At 70.4% G+C, this 16,470-nt stretch carries 14 protein-coding genes; 6 read left to right on the top strand and 8 right to left on the bottom strand.

Going from position 1 to position 16,470, the window contains the following annotated elements; genetic code table 11:
- The first annotated feature begins 1 nt into the window (after nucleotide 1).
- On the top strand, nucleotides 2–1,111 hold the full coding sequence (locus tag FFI87_RS13585) for an ABC transporter ATP-binding protein (RefSeq protein WP_138847238.1): 1,110 nt from the start codon (nucleotides 2–4) through the stop codon (nucleotides 1,109–1,111).
- A gap of 137 nt (nucleotides 1,112–1,248) precedes the next feature.
- Here the strand turns inward: FFI87_RS13585 and FFI87_RS13580 are convergent, their stop codons facing one another.
- From FFI87_RS13580 to FFI87_RS13565, 4 genes are all read right to left on the bottom strand, one after another.
- Entirely contained in the window at nucleotides 1,249–2,205 is a 957-nt protein-coding gene (locus FFI87_RS13580; RefSeq protein WP_105786265.1) for a sugar-binding transcriptional regulator, read from the bottom strand.
- A gap of 112 nt (nucleotides 2,206–2,317) precedes the next feature.
- Nucleotides 2,318–3,799 (bottom strand): xylulokinase, encoded by a 1,482-nt coding sequence (gene xylB, locus FFI87_RS13575; RefSeq protein ID WP_138847239.1) that lies wholly within the window; start codon nucleotides 3,797–3,799, stop codon nucleotides 2,318–2,320.
- 132 nt (nucleotides 3,800–3,931) lie between these two features.
- Nucleotides 3,932–5,326, bottom strand: coding sequence for a D-arabinitol 4-dehydrogenase (dalD, locus tag FFI87_RS13570; protein WP_138847240.1), 1,395 nt, complete (start codon nucleotides 5,324–5,326; stop codon nucleotides 3,932–3,934).
- Nucleotides 5,327–5,500: 174 nt separating this feature from the next.
- Nucleotides 5,501–6,421: a LysR family transcriptional regulator gene (locus FFI87_RS13565; RefSeq protein ID WP_138847241.1), complete on the bottom strand. Its 921-nt coding sequence runs from the start codon at nucleotides 6,419–6,421 to the stop codon at nucleotides 5,501–5,503.
- 99 nt (nucleotides 6,422–6,520) lie between these two features.
- Here FFI87_RS13565 and mdlC point away from each other — a divergent pair, with 99 nt between their 5' ends.
- The 4 genes from mdlC (at nucleotide 6,521) to FFI87_RS13545 (ending at nucleotide 12,224) form a co-directional block, all read left to right on the top strand.
- Nucleotides 6,521–8,128 (top strand): benzoylformate decarboxylase, encoded by a 1,608-nt coding sequence (mdlC, locus tag FFI87_RS13560; RefSeq protein WP_138847242.1) that lies wholly within the window; start codon nucleotides 6,521–6,523, stop codon nucleotides 8,126–8,128.
- Between the two features lie 29 nt (nucleotides 8,129–8,157).
- The gene (locus tag FFI87_RS13555) at nucleotides 8,158–9,609 is read left to right on the top strand and encodes an aldehyde dehydrogenase (protein ID WP_138847243.1); all 1,452 of its coding nucleotides are present in this window, start codon (nucleotides 8,158–8,160) and stop codon (nucleotides 9,607–9,609) included.
- Between the two features lie 13 nt (nucleotides 9,610–9,622).
- Nucleotides 9,623–10,567 carry a ketopantoate reductase family protein gene (locus tag FFI87_RS13550; protein WP_138847244.1) on the top strand — a complete coding sequence of 315 codons (945 nt, stop codon included), beginning with the start codon at nucleotides 9,623–9,625 and terminating at the stop codon, nucleotides 10,565–10,567.
- Between the two features lie 259 nt (nucleotides 10,568–10,826).
- Nucleotides 10,827–12,224: an MFS transporter gene (locus FFI87_RS13545; protein WP_138847245.1), complete on the top strand. Its 1,398-nt coding sequence runs from the start codon at nucleotides 10,827–10,829 to the stop codon at nucleotides 12,222–12,224.
- Between the two features lie 21 nt (nucleotides 12,225–12,245).
- Here the strand turns inward: FFI87_RS13545 and kynA are convergent, their stop codons facing one another.
- The 3 genes from kynA to kynB form a co-directional block, all read right to left on the bottom strand.
- Nucleotides 12,246–13,172 (bottom strand): tryptophan 2,3-dioxygenase, encoded by a 927-nt coding sequence (kynA, locus tag FFI87_RS13540; RefSeq protein WP_034177043.1) that lies wholly within the window; start codon nucleotides 13,170–13,172, stop codon nucleotides 12,246–12,248.
- Nucleotides 13,173–13,264: 92 nt separating this feature from the next.
- A complete protein-coding gene (kynU, locus tag FFI87_RS13535) occupies nucleotides 13,265–14,518 on the bottom strand; it encodes a kynureninase (RefSeq protein WP_249177222.1) in 1,254 nt (417 codons plus the stop codon).
- A gap of 25 nt (nucleotides 14,519–14,543) precedes the next feature.
- Nucleotides 14,544–15,185, bottom strand: coding sequence for an arylformamidase (gene kynB, locus FFI87_RS13530; RefSeq protein WP_138847246.1), 642 nt, complete (start codon nucleotides 15,183–15,185; stop codon nucleotides 14,544–14,546).
- 130 nt (nucleotides 15,186–15,315) lie between these two features.
- Here kynB and FFI87_RS13525 point away from each other — a divergent pair, with 130 nt between their 5' ends.
- Nucleotides 15,316–15,816 carry an Lrp/AsnC family transcriptional regulator gene (locus FFI87_RS13525; RefSeq protein WP_006477992.1) on the top strand — a complete coding sequence of 167 codons (501 nt, stop codon included), beginning with the start codon at nucleotides 15,316–15,318 and terminating at the stop codon, nucleotides 15,814–15,816.
- Here FFI87_RS13525 and FFI87_RS13520 read toward each other — a convergent pair.
- Nucleotides 15,803–16,312 (bottom strand): flavin reductase family protein, encoded by a 510-nt coding sequence (locus tag FFI87_RS13520; RefSeq protein ID WP_011657768.1) that lies wholly within the window; start codon nucleotides 16,310–16,312, stop codon nucleotides 15,803–15,805. The two genes, FFI87_RS13525 and FFI87_RS13520, sit on opposite strands and share 14 nt — an antisense overlap.
- Between the last annotated feature and the right edge of the window lie 158 nt (nucleotides 16,313–16,470).

Here is a 16,470-nt window from a genome sequence, read left to right as displayed (position 1 = left end):
CATGGCAAGCGTGCTCCTGCGCAACATCGCGAAGCGCTACGACGACACCGAAGTGCTGCGCAACGTGAACCTCGACATCGCCGACGGCGAATTCGTCGTGTTCGTCGGCCCGAGCGGCTGCGGCAAATCCACGCTGATGCGGATGATCGCCGGGCTCGAGGACATCTCGAGCGGCGAGCTGCTGATCGACGGCGCGAAGGTCAACGACGTGCCGAGCGCGAAGCGCGGCATCGCGATGGTGTTCCAGTCGTATGCGCTTTATCCGCACATGACGCTGTACGACAACATGGCGTTCGGCCTGAAGCTCGCCGGCGCGAAGAAGCCCGAGATCGACCAGGCGGTGAAGCAGGCCGCGAAGATCCTGCACATCGATCACCTGCTCGAGCGCAAGCCGAAGCAGCTGTCGGGCGGCCAGCGGCAGCGCGTCGCGATCGGCCGCGCGATCACGCGCAAGCCGAAGGTATTCCTGTTCGACGAGCCGTTGTCGAACCTCGATGCGGCACTGCGCGTGAAGATGCGGCTGGAATTCGCGCGGCTGCACGACGAGCTGAAGACGACGATGATCTACGTGACGCACGACCAGGTCGAGGCGATGACGCTCGCCGACAAGATCGTCGTGCTGTCGGGCGGCGCGGTGCAGCAGGTCGGCACGCCGAACACGCTGTATCACGCGCCGGCGAACCAGTTCGTCGCGGGTTTCATCGGCTCGCCGAAGATGAACTTCCTGAAGGGCACGGCCGAGTCGGCCGATGCGACCGGCGTGCTGGTGCGCTTCGACAGCGGCGAGACGCAGTGCGTGGCGGTCGATGCGGCGGGGCTGCAGCCCGGCGCGGCCGTGACCGTCGGCGTGCGGCCCGAGCACCTGCTGGTGGGCGCGGCGGGCACCGGGGTCGCCGCGCGGACGATGGCCGTCGAATCTCTCGGCGATGCCGCGTATCTGTATGCGGAGTCGGCGGTCGCGCCGGACGGGTTGATCGCGCGGATTCCGCCGCTCGACACGTATCGCACCGGCGAGGCGCTGCACGTGCATGCGCAGCCCGAGCATTGCCATCTGTTCGACGAGCAGGGTCATGCGTTCCGGCGGTTGAGCGCGCACGCGAAGGCGGCGTGATATGCACGAACGATAGGCAGTGCGCGCGCTCGTCGCGCCTGCCGTGCGCTGTCGGGTGAGGTTAAGGATGGGGCTTGGGTGCGGTGAATGACGGGCGCGCCCGGTGCCGTGCGCGCCCGTATGCGTGTTTGGCGGCGTCAGGCCGCCTTCGCGTCGAGTGCCGCGCGCGCGCAGGTCTCGTCGGTGACGAGCCCCGACAGCCAGCCGCCGCGCAGCGCGGCGATCACCGCGTCGCGTTTCTTCGGGCCGCCCGCGAACGCGATCGTCGGACGTTTCGGCGGCGCATCGAGCGCGACGCTCGTCACGCGCGCGCTCGTCGACACGTCGACCAGCCTGCCCCGCGCATCGATCGGCACGCCGAGCAGCTCGGCCACCGCGCCGAGCGCGGTCATCTCGTCGCGTTCCTGTTCGGTGATGAAGCCGTCCTCGTAGAGCGGGCAGTGCGGGCCGATGTTGCCGATCCCGACGAACGCGACGTCGGCCTGCGCCGACAGCGCATCGACGATCCGGTACAGACGGTGATTGCACCATTGCGCGCGCTCGGCGTCGCTGTCGGCGAATAGCGGCGCGGGCAGCAGGAAGTGCTTGCCGCCCGTTTTCTCGGAGATGTACTGCGCGACGTCGTAGCGGTTCGACGAGCCGTCGGCCGCGATCGCGCCGACCATCGACACGAGCCGGTGCTGCGGCCGCTCGATCTGCGCGATCTGCGCGACCGCCGCCTTCAGCGTGCGGCCGCTGCTGACCGCGATCACCATCGGCCGCGTTTCGTTCAGGTAGCGCTCCATCACCTGCGCGCCGGCGACCGCGAGCTTGCGGTCGATCGCTTCGGGCGCGTCGGCATCGACCGGCACGACTTCGCACATCGCGAGCCCGTAGCGTTTCGACAGTTGCGCGCCGAGATCGAGACAGTCGGCGAGCTGGTGATCGACGCGCACGCGGATCAGGTTCTTCTCGACCGCGAACGCGACGAGGCGCTGCGCGACCGGGCGCGATACCTGCAGCTTCTCGGCGATTTCATTCTGCGTGTCGCCCGCGACGTAGTAGAGCCACGCGGCGCGCGTGGCGAGATCGAGTTTTTCTGAGGACTTGGACACGATAGCGGTTCGGTTCGGATCTGGGGGCTGCCCCCGCGGGCCGGCCGTGAGGGGCGCCGACGGCATCCACTGTAACGCATGCCGGGCGCGCGGCCGACGGCCGCGGCGGCGCTTACGCGAGCCGCGCGCGCGACGGTTCGTAAAGCGGGCGTACGTGGCGATACAGCGCGCGGAACGCGTCGAGGCGCTCGCGCAGCAGCGCATGGCGCGCGGCGTCGGGCGTGTATTCGGCGCGCACCGGCGGCTTGGTCAGCACCGCATGCGGATCGCCGCCGACGGCGAGCCAGCCCAGCCGCGCCGCACCGAGCGCCGCACCGGTTTCGCCGCCGCCGTGCTGGCGCGTGTGCACGTTCAGCGCATCGGCGATCAGCTGCGCCCAGTACGCGCTGCGCGCGCCGCCGCCGATCAGCGACAGCCGGTCGGTTTCGACGCCGGCCGTGTGCAGCGCGTCGAGGCCGTCCGCGAGGCCGAGCGTCACGCCTTCGAGCACCGCGTAGCCGAGATGCGCGCGTTCGGTCGCGTGCGTCATCCCGAAGAACACCCCCTGCGCAAACGGATCGTTGTGCGGCGTGCGTTCGCCGGACAGGTAGGGCAGGAACAGCGGCGCGGTGGCGAGCGCGTCCGCGTCGAGCGCCTCGATTTCGGCGAGCAGTGCGGGCTCGTCGGTGCCGGTCAGCTTGCAGACCCAGCGCAGGCAGCTCGCGGCCGACAGCACGACGCTCATCAGCTGCCAGCGATCGGGAATCGCATGACAGAACGCATGCACGGCCGATGCGGGATTCGGCATGAAGCGGTCGCCGACCACGCTCAGCACGCCCGACGTGCCGAGCGACACGAAGCCGTCGCCCGCGTGGATCGCGCCGATGCCGAGCGCGCTCGTCGCGTTGTCGCCGCCGCCGCCGGCCACCACGACGGCCTCCGACAGCCCGAGCTCGCGCGCGACGTCTGCGCGCAGCGTGCCGGACGGCGCGTTGCCTTCGACGATGCGCGGCATCTGCTCGCGCGTCATGTCGCACGCGGCGAGCAGCGCGTCGGACCAGTCGCGGCGCGCGACGTCGAGCCACAGCGTGCCGGCCGCGTCAGATGGATCGGACACCTTCGCGCCGGTGAGCCGAAAGCGCAGGTAGTCCTTCGGCATCAGCACGCACGCGGTCGCGGCGAACACGTCGGGTTCGTGCTTCGCGACCCACAGCAGTTTCGGCGCGGTGAAGCCGGGCATCGCGAGGTTGCCGGCCAGCGCGTGCAGATCGGGTGCACGTTCGGTGAGCAGCGAGCATTCGTCGGCGCTGCGCATGTCGTTCCAGAGGATCGCCGGGCGCAGCACGCGATCGTCGCGGCCGAGCAGCACCGCGCCGTGCATCTGGCCCGACAGGCCGATCCCGCGCACCTGCGCGAACGCCTGGGGGTGCCGTTCGCGCAGCGCCGCGAGCGCGGCGAGCGTGCCTTGCCACCAGTCGTCCGGATGCTGTTCAGCCCAGCGCGGGTGCGGCCGCGACACGCCGAACGGCGTGCCCGCGGTGCCGACCACGGTGCCGTCCGGGGCCAGCAGCAGCACCTTCACTTCCGAGGTGCCGAGGTCGATGCCGAGATACATGAGCGATCCGTTCCGTCAGTGAGGAGCCGCTACTTTAGCCGCACGCACGCGCGCATGCCAACGCAGGTTCGCCCGGATGCGCGGGCGCTGGCGAGCGGCCGGCCGCCGGGCGAGGGGCCCAGGGGCCGCGCATCAGCGCTGCGCGAGCCACGCGTCGACGCGCGCGAGCCCGGCGCGCAGCGCGTCGAACAGCGCGGCGTTGCCGGCGAGCGAGCCCCACAGCGCGCGGCTTGCGCACAGCGCGACGACCGGGTCGTCGGCTTCGACGATCGCCCGCGCGATGCCGTCATCCATCACGCCGTCCTGGTATGCATACGGCAGCAGCCCGCGCGCCCAGCGTTCGAGAAAACGCAGGAACAGCGCCGGCAGCACCGCGGTCGCGACCGGCGCCGCGCCGCGCGCGAACGATTCGACGAGCGTCGGCGCGATGAAGCCGGGAATCTTCGAGAAGCCGTCGGCCGCGACGCGCTGGTTCGTGTCGAGCACGTACGGGTTGCCGAAGCGTTCGAGCACGACGTCGCGATAGCGTTCGAGGTCGAGCGGGCTCGGGCTGAGGCACGGGATCACATCCTGCGTCACGTAGTCGTGTGCGAAGCGGCGGATCGCCGCGTCGTGCGTGCCCTCGTGGATGTACGTGTGGCCCGCGAGCGTACCGGCCCACGCGATGCAGCTGTGCGTCGCATTGAGGATGCGGATCTTCGCTTCCTCGTACGGGTGCACGTCGTCGACCAGTTCCGCGCCGGCCAGCTCCCAGCGCGGCCGGCCGGCCGCGAAGCGGTCCTCGATCACCCACTGGATGAACGATTCGCCCATCACCGGGCACGCGTCGTCGACGCCGGTGGCCGCGCGCACGCGTTCGCGCACGTCGTCGGTCGGGCGCGGCGTGATGCGGTCGACCATCGCGCTCGGCGTCGCGACGTTCGCATCGAACCACGCGAGCAGGCCGGCCTCGCCGCGCCGTTCGAGGAATTCGCGCATGCCCGCGCGAAAGCGCGCGCCGTTGTTGCGCAGGTTGTCGCAGCTCTGCAGCGTGAGCGGCCCCGCGCCGCGCGCGACGCGTTCGGCGAGCAGCGCCGCCAGCGCGCCGTACAGCGTCGTGCGCGCGCCCTGCAGGTCGGCCGCGAGATCGGCGTTCGCGATATCGAGCCGGTTGTGTTCGTCCAGGTAGTAGCCGCCTTCGGTGACGGTGAACGACACGATGCGGCACGCCGGGTCGGCGCCGGCGTCGATCAGCGCGGCGAGGTCGATCGACCACGGCAGCACGCGCGAGATCGCGTGGATCGTCTCGTATGCGCGCTCGCCTTGCGGCGTGACGGTCTCGAGCGTGTACGCGCCGTGCTGCGCGGCGAGCGCGTCCATCGTCGCGCGCATGTCGTCGCGGATGTTGCCGACGGTCAGCGACCAGCGCTCGCCGGCCGGCACGGCCGCATTCACGCGATGCAGATACCACGCCTGGTGCGCGCGGTGGAAGGAGCCTGCGCCGATGTGCAGCAGCACGGGCGTGCGGGCGGAGGGCGATTCGGTCATCCGGTGTCTCCTGTCGCGATCGGATCCCGGCCGGGCTGGCTGCAGCACCCGCGATCCGCGCCGTCGAATACGATCATTTGCTCATCATGTGAGCGAATGATCGTATTCGGGCGAACGAAAGTCAAGGCGGCGACTCGGCATTTCGATGGTGCGCTGCGGGGCGGGAGGGCGGTGTCAGGGTGCGTCGCGCGCGTCGCGGGTCAGCGCGACGAGTTCGTCGAGCAGCTTGCCGGCCGGCCCCGGCAGGATCCCGTGGCGGCGGCGAAAAGCGGTGAGCGTGCGCACCGCGACCACTTCGCGCACCGGCAGCGTGTCGATCGTGCCGGCGCGCCGTTCCGCGCCGTACATCGGTTCGGGCATCCAGCTCAGGAAGCCCGCGTGCGCGACGAGACTCTTCAGCGTCGTGACCGAGCGCGTCTCGACCGCGATGTCGGGCAGCGCGAGCCCGTGCGCGTCGAAGGTCGCGCGCATGTGGTCGAACGGCGCGGTGCCGCGCGGCGGAATCGCCCAGCGCGCGTGCAGCGTGTCGGCGAGCGTCGGCGCGCGTCCGAGCGCGCGCAGCGGATGGTGCGGCGCCGCAACGATATGGCTGCGATCCTCCCAGCGGCACTCCGGAATCGCGACGATCTCGTCGGTGTCGGGGCCGTGAGCGGACAGCGCGAGGTCGATCTCGTGCTTGCTCAGGCCATCGGCGAGCCGGTCCCACACGCCTTCGAGAATCTCGACGCGCAGGTTCGGCCAGCGGTCGAGCACGCGGCCGACCGCGACCGGCAGCACGAGGCTCGCGATGCTGCCCACCGTGCCGACCTTGATCGTGCCCTTCGCGAAGCCGCGCATCGCATCGAGCTCCTCGCGCGCGTGCTCGGCCTCGTGCTGCAGCAGCGTCGCGTGCGGCAGCAGTGCCTCGCCGAACGCGGTGAGCTGCACGCCTTTCGAGTGGCGCTCGAACAGCGGCGCGCCGACCTGATCCTCGAGCCGCTTCAGGATCCGGCTGAGCGCCGGCTGGGTTACGTGCAGCGCGTCGGCCGCGCGGCCCAGGCTGCCGCACGCGACGATGGTGGTGAAAGCACGCAATTGCCGGAGATCGAAAGTCATGCCGAATCGTAATGGCTTTTCGCAGAAAATACAGTATCCGAGAATGACTCGCACTTCGATACTGTGGAAACCGCCAAGCCACCGAGGAGACGCCCGAGCATGTCCGGCACCCCGTCCCAATCCGCCGCCCCGATCACCGTCCGCGACGCGGTCATCGACCTGTTTCGCCAGTTCGGCATCGATCGCGTGTTCGGCAACCCCGGCTCGACCGAGCTGCCGATGTTCCGCGATTTCCCCGCCGATTTCCGCTACGTGCTCGGCCTGCAGGAGGCCGTCGTGGTCGGGATGGCGGACGGTCATGCGCAGGCCACCGGCAATGCGGCGGTGGTCAATCTGCATTCGGCGGCCGGCGTCGGCAACGCGATGGGCAACCTGTTCACCGCGTTCCGGAACCGCACGCCGCTGATCGTCACCGCCGGCCAGCAGGCCCGCGCGATCCTGCCGTTCGATCCGTTTCTCGGCGCGACCCAGGCCGCCGAGATGCCGAAGCCGTACGTGAAATGGAGCATCGAGCCCGCGCGTGCGCAGGACGTGCCGGCCGCGATCGCGCGTGCGTACCGGATCGCGATGCAGGAGCCGCGCGGGCCGGTGTTCGTGTCGATCCCGGTGGACGACTGGGACCAGCCGGCCGAGCTGCTGCCGCGCCGCGACGTGAGCAGCGTCGTGCGGCCCGATCCCGACGCGCTCGCGCGGCTCGGCGACGCGCTCGATGCCGCGCGGCGCCCTGCGCTCGTGGTCGGCGCGGCCGTCGATCGGGCCGGTGCGTGGGACAACGTGGTGCGGCTCGCCGAGCGGCACCGCGCTAGCGTGTACGCCGCGCCGATGTCGGGGCGCTGCAGCTTTCCCGAGGACCATCCGCTGTTCGCCGGCTTCCTGCCCGCGATCCGCGAGAAGATCGTCGCGCGGCTCGCCGGGCACGATCTCGTGTTCGCGTTGGGCGCGCCCGCGTTCACCTATCACGTCGAGGGCTTCGGCCCGCATGTGCCGCCGGGCGCGACGCTCGTGCAGCTCGTCGACGATCCGGGCGTCGCCGCGTGGACGCCGTCGGGCGACGCGGTCGTCGGCAACCTGCGGCTCGCGGCGCGCGACCTGCTGGCCCGGCCGGCGCCGCCCGAGCGGCCGATGCCCGCGCCGCGGCCGCCGCGCCCGCGCGCCGCAGCGCCGGCCGCCGGCGAGCGGATGTCGGTGGCGTTCGTGCTGCAGACGCTCGCCGAGCTGCGCGACGCGCACGACATCGTCGTCGAGGAAGCGCCGAGCGCGCGGCCGGTGATGCAAACGCACCTGCCGTTCACGCGCAGCGGCACGTTCTACACGATGGACAGCGGCGGGCTCGGCTACGGGATGCCGGCCGCGGTCGGCGTCGCGCTCGCGCAGCCGGGCCGGCGTGTGATCGCGCTGATCGGCGACGGGTCGAGCCTCTATTCGGTCCAGGCGTTGTGGAGCGCCGCGCAGCAGAAGCTGCCGATCACGTTCGTGATCCTGAACAATCGCCGCTACGCGGCGCTGCAGGACTTCGCGCCCGTGTTCGGTTTCGGTCCCGACGATCCGGTGCAGGGCACCGATCTGCCCGACCTGGATTTCGTCGCGCTCGCGCAAGGGATGGGATGCCGCGGCATCCGCGTCACCGATGCCGCACGCCTGCGCGACACGCTGACGGATGCGCAGCGGGCCGGTACGCCCGTCGTCGTCGACGTCGAGGTTGCCTGACGCGCAGCGCGCGTCGTTCCGGAGAATTCATGCAAACCGTATCGATGCTGATCGGCGGCCAACGCCGCCATTCGTCCAGCGGCGCGACCTTCGTGCGCCGCAACCCGCTCGACGGCGAAGTCGCGTCGGCCGCGCCGGCGTGCACGGCCGACGATGCACGCGCGGCGGCCGGCGCGGCCGCGCGCGCGTTTCCCGAATGGGCGGCGCTCGGCCCCGGCGCGCGCCGCGCGTTGCTGCTGAAGGCGGCCGCAGCGCTCGAAGCGAAGCACGAGCAGTTCGTCGCCGCGATGGCGGCCGAAACCGGCGCGTCGGCGCTGTGGGCCGGCTTCAACGTGCAGCTTGCCGCGAGCGGGCTCGCCGAGGCCGCGTCGCTGACCACGCAGATCGGCGGCGAGCTGATCCCGTCCGACGTGCCCGGTTCGCTCGCGATGGGCGTGCGGCAGCCGGCCGGCGTCGTGCTCGGCATCGCGCCGTGGAACGCGCCGGTCATCCTCGCGACTCGCGCGCTCGCGCTGCCGCTCGCGTGCGGCAACACGATCGTGCTCAAGGGCTCCGAACTGTGCCCGGTCACGCATGGGCTGGTGGTCGAGGCGCTGCAGGAGGCCGGGTTGCCGCCGGGCGTCGTCAACTTCGTGACGAACGCGCCCGAGGACGCGGGCACAGTGGTCGACGCACTGATCGCGCATCCGGCCGTGCGCCGCGTGAATTTCACCGGATCGACGCGCGTCGGGCGGATCATCGCCGAAGCGTGCGCGCGTCATCTGAAACCGTCGGTGCTCGAACTCGGCGGCAAGGCGCCGTTCGTCGTGCTCGACGACGCGGATCTCGACGCGGCGGTCGCGGCGGCCGCGTTCGGCGCGTTCGCGAATTCCGGGCAGATCTGCATGTCGACCGAGCGGATCATCGTCGACGCATCGATCGCCGACGCGTTCGTCGCGAAGCTCGCCGCCCGGGCCGCGTCGCTGCCGCTCGGCGACCCGCGCCGCGGGCCCGTCGTGCTCGGCTCGCTGATCGACATGAAGGCTGTCGAGCGCTGCAACACGCTGATCGACGATGCGCTCGCGCACGGCGCGACGCTGTTGTGCGGCGGCCAGTCCGACAGCACGCTGTTCCCGGCGACGCTGCTCGATCGCGTGACGCCCGCGATGCGCATCTATGCGGAGGAGTCGTTCGGGCCGGTGAAGGGCATCGTGCGGGTCGACGGCGAGGCGGCCGCGATCGCCTGCGCGAACGACAACGCGTTCGGGCTGTCGTCGGCGGTGTTCAGCCGCGACGTCGCCCGCGCGATGCGCGTCGCGGCGCGCATCGAATCGGGCATTTGCCATGTGAACGGCCCGACCGTGCACGACGAGGCGCAGATGCCGTTCGGCGGCGTGAAGGACAGCGGCTTCGGGCATTTCGGCGGCAAGGCCGGGATCGCCGCGTTCACGGACCTCCGCTGGATCACCGTGCAGACCACGCCGCGCCACTATCCGTTCTGAGAGGCGACCGACGATGAGGATTGCGATTCTGGGTGCCGGCGCGATGGGCTCGCTGTTCGGCGCGCGGCTGGCCGAGCACGGCGAAGCCGTGACGTTGATCGACGTGAACGACGCGCATCTCGAGGCGATCCGTCGCGACGGGTTGCGCATCGACGACGATCGCGGCGAACGCCGCATCCGCGCGCTGCAGGCCGTGCGGCCGGAAGCCGCGAATGCGGCGGCAGGCGACGCGCCCGATGCCCCGTTCGACTTGTTGATCGTGTTCACGAAATCGCTGCACACGTGCGCGGCGCTCGAAGGCGTGCACGCATTGCTGACGCCGCGAACATCGGTGCTGACGCTGCAGAACGGTCTCGGCAACGTCGAGGCGCTGAACGCGTTCGTGCCGCTCGAGCGCATTCTGGTCGGCGTCACGACGTGGCCGGCCGACTTCGCGGGCGCCGGGCACGTGCGCTCGCACGGTGCCGGCACGATCCGCATGATGACGGCGGACGGCGCGCCGCGCCCGTTCGCGGCGGCCGTGGCCGACGCGCTGTCGCGCGCCGGGCTCGCGTGTTCGCTCGATGCGGACGTCTGGGCCGCGATCTGGGAGAAGGTCGCGTTCAATGCGGCGCTCAACACGCTATGCGCGGCGACGGGCTGCACGGTCGATCAGCTCGGCCGCGATCCCGAAGGGCCGCGGCTTGCGCTCGCGATCGCGGCGGAGACGGCTGCCGTCGCGCGCGCGAAAGGCGTCGCCGTGGACGGCGAGCGTATCGCGCGCAATGTCGAGCATGCGATCCGCGAGCATCGCGGCCATCGGCCGTCGATGCTGCAGGACGTGCTCGCGGGCCGCCGCACGGAGATCGGCGCGATCAACGGGCAGGTCGTCGCGGCCGCGCGCGAGACGGGCGTCGCGGTGCCGCACGTCGAGACGCTGCTCGCGCTGGTCCGGCTGATCGACGCGCAGCTCGACTGAGCATCGGGCCGGCGGCCGGCTTGCGCCGCACGACGATACGCGCGCGCCGCGTGACGCGATGCCGCCGGATCGGCGCAGATTGAACAGGATGCCGGCGCCGATGCATCGACATCGACCGACCGCGCAGCACGAGATCCGGGGCACGCGCCAGCGCGTCAGCCCGGGCAACAGGAGACGCCATGACACTCATCGAATACCGTTGTCTTGCCGCGCGCCGTTCGCGCATGTTGCCGCCGATGTGCGGCCGCCGGGAGGCCGCATGAGCACGCGCGACGGAGTGCAGCCGCCGGCCGTCGACATCGGCGCGACGCTCGACGACGGGCCGTTCACGACGATGCAGCGTTGCGTGGTGCTGCTCGCCGCGCTCGCGATCGTGCTCGACGGCTTCGACGGCCAGTTGATCGGCTTCGCGATTCCGGTGCTGATCCGCGAATGGGGGATCACGCGCGGCGCGTTCGCGCCGGCCGTGGCCGCCGGGCTGATCGGCATGGGCATCGGCAGCGCGTGCGCGGGGATCGTCGCGGATCGTTTTGGCCGCCGCCAGGCCGTGATCGGCAGCGTGTTCCTGTTCGGCGTCGCGACCTGCGCGATCGGTTTCGCGCCGGATGTCGCGACGATCGCGATGCTGCGCTTCTGCGCGGGGCTCGGGATCGGCGGCGCGCTGCCGACCGCCACGACGATGACGGCCGAATACACGCCCGCGCGGCGCCGTACGATGATGGTGACGGCGACGATCGTCTGCGTGCCGCTCGGCGGCATGCTGGCCGGACTGTTCGCGCACGAGGTGCTCCCGCGCTATGGCTGGCGCGGGCTGTTCTTCGCCGGCGGCGCGCTGCCGCTCGTGCTCGGTTTCGTGCTGGTGCGCGCGCTGCCCGAATCGCCGCGCTATCTGGCGCGCCGTCCGGCGCGCTGGCCGGAGCTCGGCGCGCTGCTCGCGCGCATGCAGCGGCCGGTCGCGCCGGGCACCGTGTTCACCGATCTGCGCGATGCGTGCGCACTCGGCGCGCGCGGCGGGTTCGGCGCATTGTTCGCCGGCAACCAGGCGCGCGACACGATCGCGCTGTGGTGCGCATTCTTCATGTGCCTGCTCGCCGTATATGCGGCATTCAGCTGGCTGCCGACGATGCTGGCCGCGAGCGGGCTGAGCGTGTCGGTCGCGGGCTCGGGGTTGACCGCGTACAACCTCGGCGGCGTGATCGGCGCGCTGCTGTGCGCATGGGCGATCACGCATGCCGGTTCGCGCTGGCCGCTCGCGCTGTGCAGCATCGGCGGCGTGGCGAGCGCGATCTGGCTGATGGGTATCGATGCGGGACGCCACACGGGCTGGCTGATCGTCGGGCTCGGCCTGCACGGTTTGTTCGTCAACGCGGTGCAGTCGACGATGTATGCGCTCTGCGCGTACATCTATCCGACGGCGGTGCGTGCGACCGGCACCGCGAGCGCGCTCGCCTTCGGCCGGCTCGGCGCGATCCTCAGCGCGTTCGCGGGTGCGATCGTGATCACCGCGGGCGGCGCGACGGCGTACCTGACGATGCTGGCCGTCGCGATGGGCGTGGTGTGCGTCGCACTGCTCGCGATGCGGCGCCACATTCCGCGGTTCGCGCGCGAACGGGCGTTGCCGCGCGACGGGGAGGAGCTGGCCCGCACGTCGTCGTGACGCGCGGGCGCGTGCCGTGCGTTACAGCGTGGTGCGCACGTGCCAGAGCTCGGGGAACAGCACGACGTCGAGCATCTTGCGCAGATACGGCGCACCGCTCGTGCCGCCGGTGCCCTGCTTGAAGCCGATGATGCGCTCGACGGTCGTCACGTGACGGAAGCGCCACTGGCGGAACGCATCCTCGAGATCGACGAGTTCCTCGGCCATCTCGTACAGCTCCCAGTGCTGCTGCGGGTGACGGTAGACCTCGAGCCACGCGGCCTCGACCGTTTCGTCGTGACGCATCGGCTGCGTCCAGTCGCGCTCGAGCCGCTCGGGCGCGATCGGGAAACCGCGCCGCGCAAGCAGGCGCACGACCTCGTCGTAGAACGACGGCGCCTCGAGCGTCGCGCGCACCTGCTCGAGGATGTCGGGCCGATGCGCATGCGGCTGCAGCATCTGCACGTTCTTGTTGCCGAGCAGGAATTCGAGCTGCCGGTACTGGTACGACTGGAAGCCCGACGACTGGCCGAGATACGGCCGCATCGCCGAATACTCGGACGGGGTCATCGTCGACAGCACGTTCCACGCCTGCACGAGCTGCTCGAGGATCCGCGACACGCGCGCGAGCATCTTGAACGCGGGAGGCAGCGCGTCGCCGCGCACCGCGTCGAGCGCGCCGCGCAGCTCGAACAGCGCGAGCTTCATCCACAGCTCGCTCGTCTGATGCTGGATGATGAACAGCATCTCGTTGTGATCGGGCGACAGCGGATGCTGCGCGTCGAGGATCGAATTCAGCGACAGGTAGTCGCCGTAGCTCATCGACTTCGAGAAATCGAGCTGCGCATCGTGCCAGCCGGCTTCGCCTGCCGCATCGCCCGGCACGTGCGGCGCTTCATGAGCGGGTTGGGCCGCGCGTGCGCCCGAGAACGGGCAGCCCGCCGGCGCATTGTCGCCGGGTGGCTGCATATGACCAGAATTCACGACTCTCTCCAGATTTGAATGACGGGGGCGCGGCGCGCGATCCGCACGCAACGGCGGCGCGCGCCGGTCGACGCCGATCAGGTCACCGCGCCGCGCTCGGCGAACTCGGGTGCCTTCCACGCATCGGTGGCCAGGATGTCGCGCAGCGTCTCGACGGCATCCCACACGTCGGCGAAGCGCGTGTAGAGCGGCGTGAAGCCGAAGCGCAGCACGTACGGCTCGCGATAGTCGCCGATCACGCCGCGCGCGATCAGCGCCTGCATCACCTCGTAGCCGTGCGGATGCTCGAAGCTCGCCTGCGAGCCGCGCTGGTGATGCGCGCGCGGCGTGACGAGCTTCAGCGACAGGCCCGCGCAGCGCGCTTCGACGAGTGCGATGAACGCATCGGTGAGCGCGAGCGACTTGCGGCGGATCGCGTGCATGTCGGTCTGCAGGAACACGTCGAGCCCGCATTCGACCATCGACATCGACACGATCGGCTGCGTGCCGCACAGGAAGCGCGCGATGCCCGGATCGGGCGCGAAGCCCGGCTGCATCGCGAACGGTGCGCGGTGGCCCCACCAGCCCGACAGCGGTTGCGAGAAATGCGCGTGATGGCGCTGCGGCACCCACACGAACGCCGGCGAACCGGGGCCGCCGTTCAGGTACTTGTACGTGCAACCGACCGCGCCGTCCGCATGCGCGCCGTTCAGGTCGACCGGCACCGCGCCGGCCGAGTGCGCGAGATCCCACAGCATCAGCGCGCCCGCGTCGTGCACGAGCTGCGTGACGGCCGGCATGTCGTGCATGTAGCCGGTGCGGTAGTTCACGTGCGTGATCATCGCGACGGCCGTGTCCGCGCCGAGCGCGTCGGGCAGGTCGGCCGGATCGTCGATCAGGCGCAGCTCGTAGCCGCCGCCGAGCTGCTCGATCAGCCCTTGCGCGATGTACAGGTCGGTCGGGAAGTTCGAGCGCTCCGACACGATCACGCGGCGCTCCGGCGCGTGCGCGGCCTGGTGACGCAGCATCGCCGACAGCAGCTTGAACAGGTTGATCGAGATGGTGTCGGTCACGACGGTCTCGCCCGGTGCGCCGCCGATCAGCGTCGCGAGCTTGTCGCCGAGGCGGCGCGGCAGCGCGAACCAGCCGGCGGTGTTCCAGCTGCGGATCAGGCCTTCGCCCCATTCGGCGCCGATCACCTGTTGCGCGCGGGCGGCCGATGCGCGCGGCTGTGCGCCGAGCGAGTTGCCGTCGAGATAGATCACGCCGTCGGGCAGCGCGAACTGGTCGCGCAGCGCGGCGAGCGGGTCGTCGCGGTCGAGGGCGAGCGCGTCTTCACGGGTCTTGATCATGATGTCGGGTCAGTGGGTCGGGTAATCAGGCGGAGTGGCCGGGCAGCGCGCGCAGCACCGCACGTACGGGGCTCGCGTCGAGCGTCGTGAACTTCAGCGGCAGCGCGATCAGCTCGTAGTCGCCGGGCGGCACGTCGTCGAGCACGATCCCTTCGAGGATCGCCATCCGGTGTGCGCGCACGCGATGATGCGCATCCATGGTCTTCGATTCCTGCGGGTCGAGCGACGGCGTGTCGATGCCGATCAGCTTCACGCCGCGCGCGGCGAGCAGGTCGACGGTCTCGGGCGCGACCGCGCAGAAGCCGCTGTCCCATTGCTCGACGCTGGCGCGTGCATAGGTGCGCAGCAGCACGCGCGGCGGCACGCCGTCGAGCGCGGCCTCGATATCGGCCGGGCGCACGATCGGCGCCGCGCCAATGCAGTGGATCACGCGGCACGGGCCGAGATAGGTATCGAGCGGCACCGCGCCGATCGGCGCGCCGTCGGCGTCATAGTGGAGCGGCGCATCGCAGTGCGCGCCCGTATGCGGCGACAGCGTCAGGCGCGCGACGTTGACCGGCGAGCCGGCCTCCATCCGCCACACGCGTTCGACGGAAACGGGCGTGTCGCCCGGCCACACGGGGGTGGCGGGGCTGACGGGCGGCGAGATGTCCCAGAGTGTGTCCATGGCATGACGAAGCGGTGAATCGATCCTTCGAATGATAGGTGGACGCTCGCAGAAAGTGCTTGCGAAATAAACATGGACAATCCGCCAGATTGGCAGATAATTCGAATGAGAGGGAAAAGGGGGACCAAAAATGCATGCGATCACGCTCGATGCCACCGACTGCAGGATTCTGGCGGTACTGCAGGAGGAGGGCAGAATCAGCAATCTCGACCTGGCCGAACGCATCTCGCTTTCGCCGTCGGCTTGCTTACGCCGGATGCGCCTGCTCGAGGAGCAGGGCGTCATCGAACACTATCGCGCGTGCCTGAGCCGCGAGAAGCTCGGCTTCGAGCTCGAGGCGTTCGTGCAGGTGTCGATGCGCAACGAAGAGAATCAATGGCACGAGCGCTTCGCGGAAGCGCTGCGCGAATGGCCGGAGGTGGTCGGCGCGTTCGTCGTGACGGGCGAGAGCCACTATCTGCTGCGCGTGCTCGCGCACAACCTCAAGCACTATTCGGATTTCGTGCTGAACCGGCTCTACAAGGCGCCGGGCGTGATGGACATCCGTTCGAACATCGTGCTGCAGACGCTGAAGGACGAAGCGGGCGCGCCGGTCGGACTGGCGCGCACCGGGGCGATCAAAGCGGTGTGAGGCCGTGGAACCCGCCGCCGTGGAACACGAGCGGCGGCGCGGCATCCGACACCGCGCGCACGCCGCAGCGTTCCACTTCGCCGACGAAGATCACGTGGTCGCCTTCGTCGTAGCGGCTGCGGTTGTGGCATTCGAACCACGCGAGCGCACCGTCGAGCACCGGCATGCCCGAGTTGCCGGCCACGTGCGCGATCCCTTCGAAGCGGTCGCCCTTGTAGGTCGAGAAGCGCTTGCACAGGTCGATCTGCGAGGCCGCGAGCACGTTCACCACGTAATGGCTGTTGCTGCGAAACACCGGCGTCGACGCCGATTTGTGCGCGAGGCTCCACAGCACGAGCGGCGGATCGAGCGAAACCGAGTTGAACGAGCTTGCGGTGATGCCGATCAACTGCCCGGACGGCGCCTGCGTCGTGATGACGGTCACGCCGGTCGCGAACTGGCCGAGTGCCTGGCGGAATGCGGCCGAATCGAAATCCGGCGGGTTGGCATGGTTCATCGGGCGGCCATCCGGAACGAAACGGACGGGCGCGGCGCGCGGCGGATGCAACGGGCGCGACGGACGAAAGGCGACAAGGCCGGGGTGGTCGGTTGGGAAGGGGTGCGCATGGTCGGATTTTAGCGGAATCGCGACCGCCGGGCCCGTGCGCACGGTGC

Source organism: Burkholderia sp. KBS0801, from assembly GCF_005937855.2.
Classification (GTDB): domain Bacteria; phylum Pseudomonadota; class Gammaproteobacteria; order Burkholderiales; family Burkholderiaceae; genus Burkholderia; species Burkholderia ambifaria.
Note: the sequence above shows the minus strand (reverse complement) of the source record. Positions and strands in the feature narration are given on the sequence as shown.